Genomic DNA, 17,159 nt, shown 5'->3' with positions numbered 1-17,159 from the left:
CGAGAACGGGCCGAGGAGGGCCGGGTGACGACCTATGACGATCGAGCGAGCCTTACGGATCTGACCGCCACTGCGGAGCGAGTCCGCAGTTCGGTGGAAGGAGTGATCGAGGGCAAGCCAGAGGTCGTACGGCTTTCGCTGACCGTGCTGCTCGCCGAGGGACATCTTCTGATCGAGGATGTCCCCGGCGTCGGCAAGACGATGCTGGCCAAGGCACTGGCGCGGTCCATCGACTGCTCGGTGCGGCGCATTCAGTTCACGCCCGACCTGCTGCCCTCGGACATCACCGGGGTGTCCATCTGGGACCAGCAGCGCCGGGACTTCGAGTTCAAGCCGGGGGCGATCTTCGCGCAGATCGTGATCGGCGACGAGATCAACCGCGCCTCCCCGAAGACGCAGTCGGCCCTCCTGGAGTCCATGGAGGAGCGCCAGGTCACCATCGACGGGCAGACCTACGAGCTGCCGGGCCCCTTCATGGTGGTGGCCACGCAGAACCCGGTCGAGATGGAGGGCACCTATCCGCTGCCCGAGGCCCAGCGCGACCGCTTCATGGCCCGCGTCTCCATCGGCTATCCGAGCGCGGAGGCCGAGCTCCAGATGCTGGACGTCCACGGCGGCGTCTCCCCCTTGGACGACCTCCAGCCGGTGGCGCACGCGCACGACATCGTGAAGCTGATCGACGCGGTCCGCACGGTCCACGTCGCCGAGCCGGTCCGGCGCTACGCGGTGGAGCTCGTGTCGGCCACCCGTACGCACCCGGACCTCAGACTCGGCGCCTCGCCGCGCGCCACGCTGCATCTGCTGCGCGCGGCGAAGGCGTCGGCCGCCCTCAGCGGCCGGGAGTACGCGCTGCCGGACGACATCCAGGCGCTCGCCGTGGCGGTCCTGGCCCACCGGCTGCTGCCCACGGCACAGGCACAGCTGAACCGCCGTACGGCCGAGCAGGTCGTCCAGGAGATCCTCCAGCGCACGCCCGTGCCCTCGGCTCCCCAGCCGCAGAGCGGGTTCGCCATGGGCCGCGGCACGCCCGCGTTCGACCAGCAGCCGCCCCGGAGGCTGTGATGACGGCCGGGGGGACGGGCCACGCGGAGGAGTCCAGGGGCGGGCTGCGCACGGCGCTCGCCGGGCTCACCACACGCGGACGTTCCTTCCTGGCCGCCGGAGTGGCGGCCGCCGTCTGCGCGTACGTCCTGGGACAGAGCGATCTGCTGCGGGTCGGCCTGCTGCTCGCGGTGCTGCCGCTGCTGTGCGCGACCGTGCTGTACCGCACCCGCTACCGGGTCACGGGCAGCCGCAGGCTCTCCCCCGCGCGCGTGCCCGCCGGTTCCGAGGCCCGTGTCCACCTGCGGATGGACAACGTCTCGCGGCTGCCCACGGGGCTGCTCATGCTCCAGGACCGGGTGCCGTACGTGCTCGGCCCCCGTCCCCGGTTCGTCCTGGACCGGATGGAGGCGGGCGGCCACCGCGAGGTGTCCTACCGCGTGCGCTCCGACCTGCGCGGCCGCTATCCCCTGGGCCCGCTCCAGCTGCGCCTCACCGACCCGTTCGGACTGTGCGAGCTGACCCGTTCCTTCTCGACGTACGACACCCTGACGGTCATCCCGCGCGTGGAGCCGCTGCCGCCGGTGCGGCTGAGCGGGGAGGCGAAGGGGTACGGCGACGGGCGGCAGCGTTCGCTCGCGCTGGCCGGCGAGGACGACGTGATACCCCGCGGCTACCGGCACGGCGACGATCTGCGCCGGGTGCACTGGCGGCTGACCGCGCGCTACGGCGAGCTGATGGTGCGCCGCGAGGAGCAGCCGCAGCGCGCCCGCTGCACGGTCCTGCTGGACACCCGCGGCATCGCCTACGCCGGCGCCGGCCCGGACGCGGCCTTCGAGTGGGCCGTGTCGGGCGCGGCGTCCACCCTGGTCCACATGCTCGAACGGGGCTTCTCGGTGCGGCTGCTGACGGACACGGGCAGTTCGGTGCCCGGCGAGAGCGCCGACGGTTTCGCGGGCGCCAGCCAGGAGTCCGCCGACGCGGCGGGGCTGATGATGGACACGCTCGCCGTGGTCGACCACTCGGACGGGGCGGGCCTGTCGCGCGCCTACGACGCGCTGCGCGGCGGGAGCGAGGGGCTGCTGATCGCCTTCCTCGGCGACCTGGACGAGGAGCAGGCGACGGTGCTCGCCAGGATGCGCCGGCGCAGCGGCGGCGCCCTCGCCTTCCTGCTGGAGAGCGACGCGTGGGTGCGGCAGCCGTCCGGTGCCCCCGGCCCGCCGGACGGAAGCGGGGAGAGAAGGCTGCGCATGCTGCGCGAGGCGGGCTGGACCGCGGTGAAGGTGCCGCGGGGAGCGGATTTCGCCGACCTGTGGCGGCAGGCCGACCGGCAGCGCACGAGCGCCGCGGCCACGGGCAGCCCGATGGGAGGCGGCTCATGAGCGGGCGGGCACGACTGGCGCTGTGTGCCGCGGCGGCGACGCTGCTGACATCCTGCGCTTTGCTGCCGCTGGTCGACCCGGCGACGTGGATTCTGCAGGCGGCCCTGCTGCTGACGGTCCAGACCACGGTGGGCGCGCTGGCCCGGCGGGTGCCGCTGGCCCGGGCGCTGACGGTGGCTCTGCAGGCGCTGGTGACGCTGGTGCTGCTGACGCTGGCCTTCGCGCGCGGGCAGGCCGTCGCGGGCGTGATCCCGGGACCGGAGGTGTTCGCCCGGCTGGGGGCCCTGCTCCAGGCGGGCTCGGACGACGTCGGGCGGTATGCGATCCCGGCTCCGCTGTCGGACGGCATCAGGCTGATGCTGGTCGGCGGGGTCCTGGTGATCGGCCTCGCCGTGGACGTGCTCGCGGTGACGTTCCGCAGCGCCGCCCCGGCCGGGCTGCCGCTGCTCGCGCTGTACTCGGTCGCCGCGGGCCTCTCGGACGGCGGCACTGCGTGGCTGTGGTTCCTGCTCGCGGCCTGCGGATATCTCATGCTGCTGCTGGCGGAGGGCCGGGAACGGCTCTCCCAGTGGGGCCGTGTCTTCGGCGGCGGCCCCCGCGGCCCCGGTCCGGACGCGGGGAGCGGCGCGGTCGCCCCCGTCCGCACCGGGCGGCGCATCGGCGCGGTGGCCCTGGGCATCGCCCTGGTGGTGCCGCTCGGTCTGCCCGCCCTGGACGGCGGCCTGCTGGACGGCGCCGGGACCGGCGCCGGGGCGGGCTCCGGGGGCGGCGGCACGATCTCCGCGGTGAACCCCCTGGTCTCGCTGCGCGACAGCCTGAACGTGAACGAGGACCGCCAGGTCATGTCGTACCGCACCGACACCGAGGACACGCAGGACCTGTATCTGCGGATCGTCTCCCTCGACGAGTTCGACGGCACGGCCTGGAAGCCGGCCCAGCGCCGCATCCAGGCGGTGCCGGACACATTGCCGACCCCCATCGGCCTCGGTCCCGACATCCGCCGGTCGGAGATCCGGACGCGCATCTCGGCGTCCGACTGGTACGCGCAGGACTGGCTGCCGATGCCCTACCCCGCCAGCAAGGTGGACATCGACGGCAACTGGCGCTACGAACCGCTGGGCCGCACGCTCGTCGGCGACCACGGCCAGAACACCCGCGGCGCGCGGTACGAGGTGGCGAGCCTGATCGTGCAGCCGACCGCGGAGCAGCTGGCCTCCGCCCCGCAGCCGCCGGCCGCCCTGCAGCGCGAGTTCACCAAGGTCCCGGAGTCGCTGCCGCCCGAGGTGGCGCAGACCGCGCTCAAGGTCACCGAGGACGCGACGAACGACTACGAGCGGGCGGTCGACCTCCAGGACTACTTCGCCGTCGACGGCGGATTCACGTACGACACCCAGGTGCAGGTCGGCAGCGGTTCCGCCGCGATCGCGCGCTTCCTGCGGGAGAAGGAGGGCTTCTGCGTCCACTTCTCCTTCGCGATGGCCTCGATGGCCCGCACCCTGGGCATACCCGCCCGGGTCGCGGTGGGCTTCACGCCCGGCTCGCCGCAGGCGGACGGTTCGATGTCGGTGGGCCTGCGGGACGCGCACGCCTGGCCCGAGCTGTACTTCGAGGGGGTCGGCTGGACCCGCTTCGAGCCCACCCCCAACCGGGGCACGGTGCCCGAGTACACGCAGGCGGACACACCGGACAGCAGCGTCCCGTCGGTGCCGAGGCCGTCCGGGTCCGCGTCCACCGCCCCGTCCGCCGCGCCGTCGGCGAGCGAGAGCTGCTCGGTCCAGCAGAAGAAGCTGGAGGCCTGCCCGAGCGAGTCCGCCCTGGCCACGGCCGGCTCCGACGACGGCGGCCGGCCCTGGTGGCTGCTGCCGCTGCTCGTCCTGGCCGGGCTCGCGGTACTGGCGGTCCCGTTCCTGCCGATGCTGTGGCGGGCCCGGGTCCGGGCCGTGCGGCTCGGCGCGCACGGGCGTTCGGAGGCGGCCCTCGCGGCTCACGCCCTCGCCGCCTGGCAGGAGGTGACGGACACGGCGTGGGACCACGGCATCGGGCCGGACGAGTCCCGGACGCCGCGCGGGGCGGCCGCGCGGATCGTCCGGCTCGGACGGCTGGATCCGCCCGCGGAGGCGGCGGTGCACCGGCTGGCGTCCACGGTGGAGCAGGTCCTCTACGCTCCCCGTCCCCAGCCGGCGGCGGGGATCGCGGAAGACGCCCGGCGGGTCACGGACGCGCTCCGGGCGTCGGTGAGCCGTTCCACCCGGCTGCGGGCGCTGCTGGCGCCGCGCTCGGCCGTCCGGGTGGCCTGGGCCGCCTCGTTCCGCTGGACGGCCCTGCTGTCCGGACTCTCCGCGCGCCGGGCGGCCTTGCTGCGACGCCCTTCGGGCCAGAACGGCTGACGCGAACAGGGGCCCCTCGCCCGACGCCGGGCGAGGGCCCCGTCGGTTCCCGGTCACGGGCTTGAGGGGCCCTGCCGGTTCCGGTCACGGGCGGGAGGGGGCCCACTTGGTTCCCGCGAAGTGGGAGAGGGCCCCGTCGGTCCCCGCCGGTCGAGGAGTGGGCCCTGCCGGTTCCCGAGGACGGAGGGACGGCTCAGGGGCCGACCGCGGCGCGCCTCTCCGCGCCTGGCCCCACCGGGCGCACCGGCCCGCTGCACCTCTCCGGGGCCGGCGGACCGGCCCGGTCCACCTCTCCGGGCGGGCGGACCGGCCTCGCCCCGCCGCTCCGGGCGGGACTGACCGGCTAGCCGGCCGAGGCCGGGGCCGGGTGGCGACGTGCGTGAGGGGGTGTCCTGCCCGGCCGGGGCAGGACACCCCCTCACGCGATGTCTGTGGCTGTGGCGACCCGCAGGGTTAGGGCAGACAGGCCCTAGTGGCCCTGCTCGTCTCGACGGCGCTGCCAGCGTTGTTCGATGCGGTCCATCATGGAGCGGCGCTGCCGCGGCTGACGACGGACGCCCGGCGCACCGGCGGCCGGCTGTTCACCCGGCTTGGGGGCCTTGCGCCAACCGGTGACGGCGAGCACCGCACAGCCCAGCATGACGAGGAAGCCCACCACGCTGATCCAGATCTGCTGGGCGACCATTCCGGCCATGAGGAGCGCGATACCCACCAGAAAGCCCGCGACCGCCTGGTAGACCCGTCGCCGGGTGTACGTACGCAGCCCGCTTCCCTCAAGCGCTGTCGCGAACTTGGGATCTTCGGCGTACAGCGCTCGCTCCATCTGCTCGAGCATTCGCTGCTCGTGCTCCGAGAGCGGCACGGAGTCCTCCTCATCGTGCAGTCGCCGGGGCGACTGGGGGTCCCCTTCAGGATAGGCAGGGAATCGCCCCCGTGAAACCCGCCCCTCTACGCCAATCGGCCAACCGGAACCCGCCACGGCGGTCCGGCCCGCTGGAGCGTGCATTCCCCGGCGGCCGACCCGTCATGCCGGGTGGTCTCCCTCGATCATACGGCGCGGGGCGTCCGATCGGGGGGCCTGTGGCGTACTCCATCCGCCGCCCCGGCGCTGATCAGCGGCGCGTCACGGACGGCGACTCACGCCCCGCCGGCACCCCGGGACTCACCCAGCACATGGAGCTGTGTCGCCACCGAGTGGAAGGCGGCGAGCTCGGCCGCCGCGGCCTCCAGCTTGAGCAGCGCGTCGAGGGCGCCCGGTTCGGTGTCCACGAGGACGCCGGGGACCAGGTCGGCGAAGACCCGCACCCCGTGCACGGCACCCACCCGCAGGCCCGCGCCCTCGACGAGCGCGGTGAGCTGTCCTGCGGTGAAGCGGTGCGGTACGGGGTCACCCTCACCCCAGCGTCCGTCCGGGTCGTCGAGCGCCTGCCTGGCCTCCTTGAAGTGCCCGGCGAGGGCGCGTGCGAGCACCGCTCCGCCCAGGCCGGCGGCGAGCAGACTGAGGACGCCCTCGGGGCGCAGGGCGTCCACCACGTTGCGCACACCCTCGGCGGGGTCGTCCACGTACTCCAGGACGCCGTGGCAGAGCACCGCGTCGTAGCCGCCGCGCTCGACGACGTCGAAGAGGCCGTGGGCGTCGCCCTGGACGCCCTTCACACGGTCGGCGACGCCCGCCTCACCGGCGCGGCGCTCCAGCGCGAACAGCGCGTTCGGGCTGGGGTCGACGACCGTGACGCGGTGGCCGAGGCGGGCCACGGGCACCGCGAAGTTGCCGCTGCCGCCCCCGGTGTCGAGGACGTCGAGCGATTCCCGCCCCGTGGCCTTCACGCGGCGGTCGAGAGCGTCCTGGAGGACCTCCCAGACCACGGCGGTACGGAGGGCAGCGCGGGGGCGCATCGGGTCCGACACGGCAGTTGACTCCTCGGCGCGGCACCGCCTGCTGTCCGGCGGAGCGATCGGGACGCCTCCCGCTGGGAGGCTGCATGCGCCTCCCACCCTATTGCCTCCGCCGCCGTGCCCGGCTCCCCGTCTCACGCGGTGGATCACGCGGTGGATCACGCGGTGGATCACGCGGTCGACCACGCGGTCGACCACGCGGTGGATCACGGTGGCAATCGCACGGTGGGTCACGCGGATCCACGAGGATCACACGCCAGTCCCGCGGCAGAGCACGCGACGGCGGGCGCTCACCCCGCGTCCGGGACCTCGTGGTCCTCGTCCTGCCGGGGCTGCGGCAGGACCGGCTGGAGGACCAGCATCCGCTCGACGAGGCGCAGGAACATGGCCACGTCGCGTATCAGGTCGTCGGCGTCACGCGGGCCGGCCGCGCCCTGTATGCCCGCTTCCGCGCGGGCCCGGCGCCCGGCTCCGGAGGCGAAGAGCGCGCCCCACTCGGCCAGTTCGGGCGCGATCTCGGGGAGCACTTCCCAGGCGCTCCGGATGCGCGCCCGGCGTCGGGGCGTGGTCTCCGGGCGTCCCCGCGCGGCGAGCACGGCGGCGGCGGTGCGCAGGGCCGCCAGGTGCGCCGTGGCATAGCGCTCGTTGGGCGTCTCGAGGGTGGTCGCCTCCTCGAGCCCGGCGCGGGCCTGGGCGAGCAGGTCGAGGGCTGCGGGCGGAGCAGACGTCCGGCGCAGCACGGGGTGCACGTCGCTCGCCGGACCGGTCAGTGAGGGGGCAGGGCCGGCGGCGCCGAACCGGTGGGCGGCGGCTGCGGAAGAGGTGGCCATGACGAACCTCCTGTCGTCTGTGTGACGGCACTGTGGCCGTATGTACCCATCGTGAGCTATGGCACTGACAATCCGTTCCGACCTGGTCTTTTGCCTCGGTCAGGAGTTCGAGATAGTTTTTGCACTGACCAGTCAGTTCAAAAGGGGCCGTGCGCGGCCCCGCCTCAGGGGAGCGAGGGGGGACATGGGCGAGCCAGAAGCAGTCGCCGCGGTCGCCGTCGGTGCGGAGGGGTTCGGTCTCAAGGGGCCGCGCGGGTGGGCGTTCCGGGGCGTCGGCATCGACGCGGAACCCGGCTCGCTGATCGCGGTGGAGGGACCGTCGGGCTCCGGCCGGACCTGTCTGCTGCTCGCGCTCACCGGGCGGATGAAGCCCACCGAGGGGCGGGCGTCGGTCGGTTCCCTCGCGCTGCCCCAGCAGATGGCGGCGGTGCGCGGGATCAGCGCGCTCGCCCATGTCCCCGGCGTCACGGACCTGGAACCGGCTCTGACCGTCGGGGAGCACCTCCTCGAACGCGCGCTGCTGCAGCGCCGGTTCACCGGCCCGCTGCGCGACACCGTGCGCGGACTTGTGCGCCCGCGTGCGGAGCGGCTGGCCGAGGCCGGACAGCGTGCCGAACGGGCCCTTGCGGCCGCCGGACTCGACCCCGCCGCCCTGCCCAAGGGAACGCGGACGGCCGTGCGCGACCTGGAGCGGCTGGAGGCGCTGCGGCTCTCCGTCGCGCTGGCCCTCGTCGGCGAACCGCGGCTGCTGGCCGTCGACGACACCGACCTCAAGCTGTCGGACGCCGAACGGACGGAGGCCTGGGCCCTGTTGAGGGCGCTGACCGCGTCGGGAACCACGGTCGTGGCGGTGTGCAGCGAGGCCCCCGAGGGAGCCGTCGTCGTCTCGACCGGCCCCGCACCACCCGGAGAGCCCGGCCCGGACGCGGGACAGGACCCCGGCCGGCGGGACGAACCCGGGCACGCGGACCGGCACGACGAAGTCCGCGAGGACCGCAAGGACCGCATGGACCACGAGGACCGCAACGGTCGCATGGACGACAAGCGCGACAAGGCCGACATGGACGACGACAAGGAGACGGCTGATGCGCTCGCCGAAACTGGCCGCGCTTGAGCTTCGGCGCTTCGGCAGGGGAAGGCTGCCGCGCGCGGCACTGGCCGCCCTGTTGCTGCTGCCCCTGCTCTACGGCGCCCTCTACCTGTACTCGTTCTGGGACCCGTACGGGCGCCTGGACCGCATCCCCGTGGCGCTGGTGAACGACGACGCGGGGGCGACCGCCGCCGGACGGAAGCTGACCGCAGGCGACGACATCACCAAGGGGCTGCACGAGAGCGACACCTTCGAGTGGCACGAGGTGAGCGCCGCCGAGGCCCGCAGGGGCGTCGAGGACGGCACGTACTACCTGTCGCTCACCATGCCGGAGGACTTCAGCCGGCGGATCGCGTCCAGCTCCGGGGACTCCCCCGAGACGGGCGCGCTCCAGGTGCGTACGAACGACGCGAACAACTACATCGTCGGGCAGATCTCCCGGACGGTGTTCAGCGAGGTGCGCACGGCGGCGTCCACGAAGGCCTCACGGTCCTTCCTCGACCGGATCTTCATCTCCTTCTCGGACATCCACGGGGAGACAGTCAAGGCAGCCAAGGGAGCCGACAGGCTCAAGGGCGGGATCGGCAAGGCCAAGAAGGGCTCCAAGGCTCTCGCCGACGGCCTGAAGGACGCCGAGGCGGGCAGCGGAAAGCTGTCCTCGGGCCTGAGGAAGCTCAACAAGGGAGCGGGCGACCTCGAGGACGGCTCGCGGCGGGTGGCCGACGGCACGCAGACGCTCGCCGACAAGGTCAACGGGGTCGCCGCCGGCGTACGCCCCTTCCTGAAGGACAACGAGAAGACGATCGGCGACACGGCCCGGCTGGTCGCCGACTCGGCGTCCGCGGTCCGCCACAACCTCGACACCCTGGTGAGGACCGCCCCGGCCGCCGCCAAGGCCGCCCGCACCGCCTCCGACACCCTCGACCGAATCCACAGGGCGCGCTGCGAGACCGCGGTGGTCCCCGACCCGGCGTGCCCGGAACTCAAGAAGGCCAAGCAGGCCGCCGCGGACGTGGCGACGGTCGCCGACGACGTGAACACGCTCGTGAGCGACCAGGACGGCGGCCTCGACACGCTCGACAGGAACCTGGCCACCCTGGAGAAGCAGGCCCGGAGTCTCGCCAGGCGCTCGCCGCACCTCTCCGAGGACCTCGACGACGCCGTCACCAGGATCAACGCTCTGAACAGCGGGGCCGGGAAGGTCGCCAAGGGCGCCAAGACGCTGCACACGGGTCTCGGCACCGCCAAGAGCGGCGCCGCCGACCTCGACACCGGCATCGGCAGGCTCAGGACGGGCGCGGTCGACCTCGACGGCGGCATGTACAGGCTGGCCGACGGCTCCGGGAAGCTGGCGGGCGGCCTGCACGACGGCGCGGGCAGGATCCCGGACTACGACGAGAACGACCGGGACCAGCGCACCCAGGTCATGTCCGACCCGGTGCAGCTGGCCTCGCGGGACCTGCACAAGGCGCCCAACTACGGCACCGGATTCGCGCCGTACTTCATCCCGCTCTCCCTGTGGGTGGGCGCGATGGTGGCGTACATGCTGATCCCGCCGCTCAACCGGCGCGCGCTCGCGGCCGGCGCCCCGGCCTGGCGGATCACCCTGGCGGGCTGGCTGCCGGTCGCGGCCCTCGGCGTGCTGCAGACCGCCGCCCTGATGTCGGTGCTCCACTGGCTGGTCGGTCTCGACATGGTCCGGGCGGCCGGGACGGTGGGCTTCCTGTTCCTGGTCACGGCGTGCTTCGCGGCGATCGTGCAGTGGCTGAACGCGCGCTTCGGGGCCGCGGGCCGCATCCTCGTCCTCGCCCTGCTGATGCTTCAGCTGACCTCGGCGGGCGGCACCTACCCCGTGCAGACAAGTCCTGGGTTCTTCAACGCCATCCATCCGTTCCTGCCGATGAGCCACGTCGTCGACGCCCTCCGCAGGCTCATCACGGGCGGCGGGCTCGGTCCGGTCTGGCAGGCGTGCGCCGTCCTCGTGGCGTTCACCGCGGGCGCCCTCGCCCTGACCGCCGTCTCCGCCCGCCGCAAGCAGGTGTGGACGCTCGACCGGCTGCACCCGGAGCTGACCCTGTGACCGTTCCTGTGAGAATCAAGGCCATGGAAAGCACCAGTGCCACGGGGGCCGGGAGCAGCCGTCGCGAGGCGACCCGGCAGAAGCTCTACGAGGCGGCCGTCACCCTCATCGCCGAACAGGGGTTCTCCGCCACCACCGTGGACGAGATCGCCGAACGGGCGGGAGTCGCGAAGGGCACCGTCTACTACAACTTCGCGAGCAAGTCCGTCCTCTTCGAGGAGTTGCTGCGGCACGGCGTCGGGCTCCTCACCGCGTCCCTCAGGGAGGCCTCCGAGACGGCGGCACGGGAGGGCGGCAGCAAGGTCGACGCGCTGGACGCGATGATCAGGGCCGGGCTCGTCTTCATCGACCGCTATCCCGCGTTCACCCAGCTGTACGTGGCCGAGCTGTGGCGGACCAACCGGGCCTGGCAGTCCACCCTGATGGTGGTCAGACAGCAGGCGGTCGCGGTCGTCGAGGACGTCCTGCGCGACGGTGTGGAGAACGGCGAGCTCAGCGACGAACTCGACATCCCCCTGACGGCGGCGGCGCTGGTCGGCATGGTCCTGGTGGCCGCCCTGGACTGGCAGGCGTTCCAGCCGGAGCGGTCCCTGGACGACGTGCACGCGGCGCTGTCCCGGCTCCTGCAGGGGCGCGTGAGCGGCAGCCGCTGAGCGGGCCGGCACGGGAAGGCGCCGGTCCGGTCCGGCCGCGTCCCCCCGCGGGCCGCCCCGAACCGGCGCCTTTCCGTACTCCCCCGTACTCCCCCGTGCCCCGTCGGCCCGGTGCGGTCGTCCACCGGGTCTCCCGTGCCTCGCTCCCGCCGGGTGCCGGCGGGAGGAGCGGTCGAGGGCCCGGCTCCGTTCCGCCGCCCCGTGCCGGCGGTGCCGGAGCCGCGCCCCTTTCCGTGCCTCCACTCTGTCGTTTCCGCAGGTCGAGCCCATCCGTGCGGCTACTCATCCGGTCGGCTGAGTACACCTACTCAGTTGTGGGCACAGGGGCCCAGGACGCGGCGGCGCCGCCTGGATACGATCGCGTCCGTGTCCGTACTCCCTTTGGTCTTCACCAGCGGCTGGGCCAGCGGCATCAACGCGTACGCGGTGGTGCTGCTCCTCGGCGTCTTCGGCGCGACCGGCCTGAGCGACGAGGTGCCGGAGTCCCTGCAGCGCCCGGAGGTCCTGATCACCGCCGCGGTGCTCTTCCTCTGCGAGGCGGTCGCCGACAAGATCCCGTACGTCGACTCGGTGTGGGACTCGGTGCACACCGTGATCCGGCCCGTGTCGGGGGCGGTGGTCGGGGCCCTGCTCGCCGGGCAGAGCGGTTCGCTCCCGGATCTCGCGGCGGGCGCCGTCGGGGGTTCGACGGCGCTGGCGAGCCACGCGGTCAAGGCCGGCACCCGGATGGCGATCAACAGCTCTCCCGAGCCGTTCAGCAACATCATCGTGAGCCTCGCCGAGGATCTCGGGGTCGCCGGGATCCTCACCTTCGCGATGTTCCACCCGCAGGCCGCGGCGGTCATCGCGGGCGTCCTGCTGCTCACCGGGCTGCTGGTGCTCTACTTCCTGGTCTCCCGCATCCGGCGTTTTCTGCGCCGCAGGGCCCAGCGCCGGGAGGAGCGGCGGCTCGCGGCGCGGACGGCGTGGCCCGGCTGACGGCCGCGCGCCGGGTTGTCGGTGGCGGCCGATAAAGTCCCTGGCATGGCACGGATTGCGGTGATCGGCGCCGGGATGGGCGCGATGGCGGCCGCCGCCCGGCTGGCCGTCGCGGGCCACCGGGTGGTGGTGTACGAGCGCACGGCGACGTACGGCGGCGCGCTGCGCCGTTTCGAGCGCGACGGGTTCTCCTTCGACCTCGGGCCGGGACTGCTGACGCTGCCCGCGGTCTACCGCGATCTGTTCGTCAAGACCGGCAAGGAGCCGTTGGAGGCGTGCGCCGAGCTGGTCCAGGTGGACCCGTCGTCGCAGCACGTCTTCGCCGACGACACCCGGGTCACCCTGTCGAACGCCTCCCGCGCGGGCGTCGTCAGCGCCCTGGACGAGGCGCTCGGCGCGGGCGCGGGGGCCCGCTGGGGCGACTTCCTGGTGCGGGCGCGCGAAGCGTGGGACCGCACCCGCCGGCCCCTCCTGGAGGAGCCGCTGTGGCCGAACTGGCCGGTGCTGGCCGAGCGCGAGCCCTACCCGGCGGTGCCGCACAAGCGTCTGCTGCGCACCCGGCGGGCCGCCACGCTCGCCGAGGTCGGCGCCTGGGAGCTGCGCGATCCGCGGCTCACCGCCCTGCTGGAGAGTCACGCCCTGGCGTACGGGCTCGACCCCCGCAGCGCCCCCGCAGCGGCGGCCGTCCTGCCGTACATGGAGCACGCCTTCGGCACCTGGTACGTGCGGGGTGGCGTCCGTGAGCTGGCCAGGGCGGTGTACGAGCGGTGCCTGGCCCGCAGGGTGGAGTTCGTGTTCGGTGCGGAGGTCGCGCGGATCGTCGTGAAGGACGGGCGGGCTGCGGGCGTCGAGCTCGCCGGGAGCGCGGGCGCGGTCGCCGAGGCCGACCTGGTGGTGGCGGGGGTCGCTCCCGGTGTGCTGGAGGCCCTCGCCCCGGGCACGGCGCTGCGGGGCGGTGCCGGCGTCGTCCCGCCGCAGCGCGGCGCGGCGAGCCGGCTGACGGTGCTGCTGGCGCTGAGAGGCGGCCGGCCGGCCGGGGCGGCCCACCGGACCGTGGTGCACGCGGCGGACCGTGACGAGGAGTTGCACCGGCTCTTCGGCGACCGTCCGGGGCTCGCCGCCGCCCCCACCCTCACGCTGCTGCGCCCGGACGACCCGGCCTCGGCGCCGGACGCGGAGCACGAGGCGGTGACCCTGACCGCGACCGTCCCGGCGGCCCTGGAGGTGTCCGCACCGGACGTGGAGCGGCTGCTCGGCGTCGCGGAGCGTGCCCTGCCCGGGCTCCGCGACCGTCTTCTGTGGCACGAAGTCCACGCGCCCGCGGACATCGCTGAGGCGACCGGCGTGGCCGGTGGCGCGGTGCCCGCCCCGGCGCTCGCGGCGGCGGACGGACGGCTGCTGCACCCGTCGAACAGCACAGCGCTGCCGGGGCTGTTCGCCGTCGGCGGCTGGGCACACCCCGGCGGCGGGCTGCCGCACGCGGGGATGTCGGGTGCGCTCGTCACCGGCCTCGTCGTGGAGGGACCGGACTTCCGGGGCTCGCAGTGAGGTGACCCGAGGCTCCGGGCTCTCAGTGAGGTGAGCTGGGGCTCCGGGCCGCCGGGGCTCCCCGGGGACGCGGTGACCGCGGCGCCGCTCCGGGGTCAGTACCGGTACTGCTCGTCGTAGCCGGTGCTGCTGCCGTTGCCGTCGCCCTGGTAGGGGTACGGCTGCTCCGGCGGGAGTTCGCCGCCGTAGGGGTCCTCGGCGTTGCGCTGCTGGGGCACCCAGACGCCGCCGGGCGGGGTCTCGCCCGCGTAGGTCCCGGTGTACTGGGACTGGTCGTAGCCCTGCTGCCCGTACGCCTGGCCGTCGTAGCCGGCGGTGTCGTACGAGGCGCTGCCGTAGGTCTGCGTGCCGATGTACGGGTCGGAATAGGCCGCGTACTGCTGCTGTCCGGTGTCGTAGCCGTACTGCTGCTGGTCGTATCCCGCGTAGCTGTCGTAGGCGTAGGCCTGCTGGTCCTGGGGCTGGCCGGTGCCCTGGGGCGGGTTGCCGGCGTACGCGTTCTCGTCGTAGACGCCGTAGGAACCGGTGTCGTCGGGCAGCGGCTGCGGCTCGTAGACGGCGGTGGCCGCGGGGGCGGACGGCTGCGCGGGCGTGAAGACGTCGTCGGGGTCGTAGTCGTCGTCGCGTGTGTACGGCCGGTCGCCCGTCGCCTCCGCACCGGAGACCTCCGGCGCGGGCTCCTGGCGGTCCTGCTCGCCGCGGCGCCGCTTGCTGGCGCCCGGACGGCCGCCGATGGCCCAGCCGGTCGAGAAGCCGCGGCGGAAGGACAGCGTGACGTACGTCTGCCCGACCGCGAAGGCGGCGGCGCCCAGTCCGATGACCACCACGGAGGGGATCAGCACGCCGACGACGACGCAGAGGAAACCGCCGAAGGCGAGCAGCCGCCAGCGCAGCCGCGCCTTGTACTGCAGCAGCACCTCACCCAGCAGCCACAGCGCGACCATCCCGAACGCGATGTAGAGGACCGTCCAGCCCATGTACGCCCCTCTCCCAGTAACCGCTACGCAGTGTGTCGCACACCGGCGCGGCCGGTCCAGGCCCGCTGTGGGTGGTGCAGGCCGAGATTCTCGTAGATCTCGAGTGTCGCCGTGGAGTTGTTGAGCGTGATGAAGTGCAGGCCGGGGACTCCCTCGGCCAGCAGTCGCGCGCAGAACTCGGTGGCGAACTCGATGCCAATGGAGCGTACAGCCGCCGGATCGTCTTTGGCTGTGAGGATCCGCTCTTTCAGCTCCGCCGGGATGGAGGCGTTGCTGAGTTGTGGCAGTCGTTCCAGCATCCTCACGCTCGTCACCGGCATCACCTCGGGGATCACCGGGGTGCCGCAGCCGGCCGCGGAGACCCGGTCGCGCAGGCGCAGGTACGACTCGGGGTGGAAGAACATCTGGGTGATCGCGTAGTCGGCGCCCGCGCGGCACTTGTCGACGAAGTGCGCGACGTCCAGGTCCCATTCGGCGGACCGCGGGTGCATCTCGGGGAAGGCCGCGACGCCGACGCAGAAGTCGCCGGACTCCTTGATCAGCCGGACGAGATCGGCCGCGTAGGCCAGGCCCTGGGGGTGCGGGACCCACTCGCCCATGGGGTCGCCGGGCGGATCGCCGCGCACCGCGAGCATGTTCCGGATCCCGGCGTCCGCGTACTGCCCGATGATGTTGCGCAGCTCGGCGACGGAGTGGTTCACGGCGGTGAGGTGGGCGACCGGGGTGAGTGTCGTGTCGGCGACGATCTGTTCGGTCTCCCGGACCGTGCCCGCTCGGGTGGAACCGCCCGCTCCGTAGGTGACGGAGACGAAGTCGGGCGCGACGGCCTCGACCCGGCGGAGCGCGTTCCACAGGTTCCGCTCGCCCTTGGGGGTCTTCGGCGCGGAGAACTCGAACGAGTACGTCTTCTTGCCGGTCGCGAGCATGTCGCGCACGGTGCGTGCGCGATCAGTCCTGGTGGAAGCAGATCCGAGGGCCATGTTCGCAGGTTAGCCAGGGGACGCCGGTCACCCAACCGGAGAGATGGGATTCGTCCCGATTCGTCGGCTTCTTGTCCATCCCTCGGACACCGGGCGTCACGGCGGCGGCCGGACGTCCCGCAGCCGCTTCGCGAACGCGCCGGCCGCCGCTCCCGGATCGTCCGCCTCGGTGATCGCGCGGACGACGACGACCCTGCGGGCGCCGGCCTCCAGGACCTGGTCCACGTTGCCGAGGTCGATGCCGCCGATGGCGAACCAGGGGCGGTCGGTGTCCAGCGAGGCGGTGTACCGGACCAGGTCGAGGCCCGGCGCGTGGCGGCCCGGCTTGGTGGGGGTGGGCCAGCAAGGACCCGTGCAGAAGTAGTCGACGCCCTCCTGGACCGCGGCGGCCGCAACCTCGGACTCCGCGTGCGTGGAGCGTCCGATCAGGATGTCGTCGCCGAGGACGGCGCGGGCCGCGGGGACCGGCAGGTCGCCCTGGCCGAGGTGGAGGATCTGGGCGCCGGCCGGATGCGCGGCGCGGATCGCGTGGGCCACGTCCGCCCGGTCGTTCACCGAGAGCAGCGCGCCGTGCCGGCGGCAGGCGTCCGCGAACAGCTCCAGGTACGCGAGCTCCTCCGCCGCCTCCAGGCTCTTGTCCCGCAGCTGCACCAGGTCGACACCGGCCGCCAGAACCGCGTCGAGGAACTCGGGGAGGTCGCCCTGGCGCTTGCGGGCGTCCGTGCACAGGTACAGGCGGGCGTCGGCGAGCTGTGCGCGGGCGGCGGCACCGGTCTCGGGCATCGTGGGGTCCCCCGTGGTCGGCGGTGTACGGACCGCGGCCGGCCGGGCCGGCGGGTCGTGGTCCGTACACCGGAAGGTTGTCGTCGGATCAGACGGCGAGCGCCTGGGCGCGGCGCTTCACCTCCGTGCCGCGATTCTCGCTCAGAGCCTGCGCGGGGGTGCCGGGCAGGCTCGAGTCGGGGGTGAAGAGCCACTCCAGCATCTCTTCGTCGTTGTAGCCGTCGTCCCGCAGGAGCGTCAGGGTGCCGGACAGGCCCTTGACCACCTTCTGCTCGGCCCCGTCGATGAAGGCGGCGGGGACGTGCAGCGCGCGGTTCTCACCACGGCGTACGGCGATGAGCTGGCCGTCCTTCACCAGCTGCCGGACGCGGGTCACCTCGACGCCGAGCATCTCGGCGATGTCGGGAAGGGTGAGCCACTCGGGGACGAGAGCATCGATCTTTGCGTCAATCTCGGTCACGGGGACAAGCCTGCCATCCGGGACCGACAGTCGGAAGCCGGGCCCGTCCGACCTGGGGAGGGGGGCCGGGGCGG

The 17,159-nt window shown here is 73.4% G+C and carries 15 protein-coding genes; 8 read left to right on the top strand and 7 right to left on the bottom strand.

Annotated features, from left to right (window positions below; genetic code table 11):
* The first annotated feature begins 24 nt into the window (after positions 1 to 24).
* The 3 genes from AC069T_RS06775 to AC069T_RS06765 are packed head-to-tail and all read left to right on the top strand — an operon-like array spanning position 25 to position 4,810.
* Entirely contained in the window at positions 25 to 1,062 is a 1,038-nt protein-coding gene (locus AC069T_RS06775; RefSeq protein WP_478781707.1) for an AAA family ATPase, read from the top strand.
* Positions 1,062 to 2,423, top strand: coding sequence for a DUF58 domain-containing protein (locus AC069T_RS06770; protein WP_478781706.1), 1,362 nt, complete (start codon positions 1,062 to 1,064; stop codon positions 2,421 to 2,423). Before AC069T_RS06775 ends, AC069T_RS06770 begins: the two co-directional genes overlap by 1 nt.
* Positions 2,420 to 4,810: a transglutaminase TgpA family protein gene (locus tag AC069T_RS06765; protein ID WP_478781705.1), complete on the top strand. Its 2,391-nt coding sequence runs from the start codon at positions 2,420 to 2,422 to the stop codon at positions 4,808 to 4,810. Before AC069T_RS06770 ends, AC069T_RS06765 begins: the two co-directional genes overlap by 4 nt.
* Before the next feature lie 469 nt (positions 4,811 to 5,279).
* Here AC069T_RS06765 and AC069T_RS06760 read toward each other — a convergent pair whose 3' ends face one another.
* The 3 genes from AC069T_RS06760 to AC069T_RS06750 form a co-directional block, all read right to left on the bottom strand.
* A complete protein-coding gene (locus AC069T_RS06760) occupies positions 5,280 to 5,672 on the bottom strand; it encodes a DUF3040 domain-containing protein (RefSeq protein WP_358853487.1) in 393 nt (130 codons plus the stop codon).
* Between the two features lie 275 nt (positions 5,673 to 5,947).
* On the bottom strand, positions 5,948 to 6,718 hold the full coding sequence (locus AC069T_RS06755) for a class I SAM-dependent methyltransferase (protein ID WP_478781704.1): 771 nt from the start codon (positions 6,716 to 6,718) through the stop codon (positions 5,948 to 5,950).
* A gap of 278 nt (positions 6,719 to 6,996) precedes the next feature.
* Positions 6,997 to 7,536, bottom strand: a complete 540-nt coding sequence (locus AC069T_RS06750; RefSeq protein WP_478781703.1) for an SAV_6107 family HEPN domain-containing protein — start codon at positions 7,534 to 7,536, stop codon at positions 6,997 to 6,999.
* A 184-nt stretch (positions 7,537 to 7,720) separates the two neighbouring features.
* On the opposite strand from AC069T_RS06750, the gene AC069T_RS06745 reads away from it, so the two are divergent.
* From AC069T_RS06745 to AC069T_RS06725, 5 genes are all read left to right on the top strand, one after another.
* Complete coding sequence (locus tag AC069T_RS06745; RefSeq protein ID WP_478781702.1) at positions 7,721 to 8,650, top strand: ATP-binding cassette domain-containing protein; 930 nt, start codon at positions 7,721 to 7,723, stop codon at positions 8,648 to 8,650.
* Complete coding sequence (locus tag AC069T_RS06740) at positions 8,622 to 10,706, top strand: YhgE/Pip family protein (protein ID WP_478781701.1); 2,085 nt, start codon at positions 8,622 to 8,624, stop codon at positions 10,704 to 10,706. Before AC069T_RS06745 ends, AC069T_RS06740 begins: the two co-directional genes overlap by 29 nt.
* Before the next feature lie 23 nt (positions 10,707 to 10,729).
* Entirely contained in the window at positions 10,730 to 11,359 is a 630-nt protein-coding gene (locus tag AC069T_RS06735; protein WP_478781700.1) for a TetR/AcrR family transcriptional regulator, read from the top strand.
* A gap of 366 nt (positions 11,360 to 11,725) precedes the next feature.
* Positions 11,726 to 12,337 carry a DUF4126 domain-containing protein gene (locus tag AC069T_RS06730; protein WP_478781699.1) on the top strand — a complete coding sequence of 204 codons (612 nt, stop codon included), beginning with the start codon at positions 11,726 to 11,728 and terminating at the stop codon, positions 12,335 to 12,337.
* 45 nt (positions 12,338 to 12,382) lie between these two features.
* A complete protein-coding gene (locus AC069T_RS06725) occupies positions 12,383 to 13,885 on the top strand; it encodes a phytoene desaturase family protein (protein ID WP_478781698.1) in 1,503 nt (500 codons plus the stop codon).
* A 95-nt stretch (positions 13,886 to 13,980) separates the two neighbouring features.
* On the opposite strand, the gene AC069T_RS06720 is transcribed toward AC069T_RS06725, so the two are convergent.
* The 4 genes from AC069T_RS06720 to AC069T_RS06705 all read right to left on the bottom strand — a co-directional run bounded on the left by AC069T_RS06720 (position 13,981) and on the right by AC069T_RS06705 (position 17,085).
* Entirely contained in the window at positions 13,981 to 14,862 is an 882-nt protein-coding gene (locus AC069T_RS06720) for an SCO2102 family sporulation regulator (protein ID WP_478781697.1), read from the bottom strand.
* 23 nt (positions 14,863 to 14,885) lie between these two features.
* Positions 14,886 to 15,842, bottom strand: a complete 957-nt coding sequence (gene metF, locus AC069T_RS06715) for a methylenetetrahydrofolate reductase [NAD(P)H] (RefSeq protein ID WP_358853496.1) — start codon at positions 15,840 to 15,842, stop codon at positions 14,886 to 14,888.
* A gap of 96 nt (positions 15,843 to 15,938) precedes the next feature.
* Complete coding sequence (gene thiE, locus AC069T_RS06710; RefSeq protein WP_478781696.1) at positions 15,939 to 16,625, bottom strand: thiamine phosphate synthase; 687 nt, start codon at positions 16,623 to 16,625, stop codon at positions 15,939 to 15,941.
* Between the two features lie 88 nt (positions 16,626 to 16,713).
* On the bottom strand, positions 16,714 to 17,085 hold the full coding sequence (locus tag AC069T_RS06705; RefSeq protein WP_478781695.1) for an Rv2175c family DNA-binding protein: 372 nt from the start codon (positions 17,083 to 17,085) through the stop codon (positions 16,714 to 16,716).
* Positions 17,086 to 17,159 lie beyond the last annotated feature (74 nt).

Source organism: Streptomyces sp. NPDC043867 (assembly GCF_056435845.1).
The sequence above is the reverse complement of the archived record's forward strand: the minus strand, read 5'-3'. Positions and strand labels throughout refer to the sequence as shown.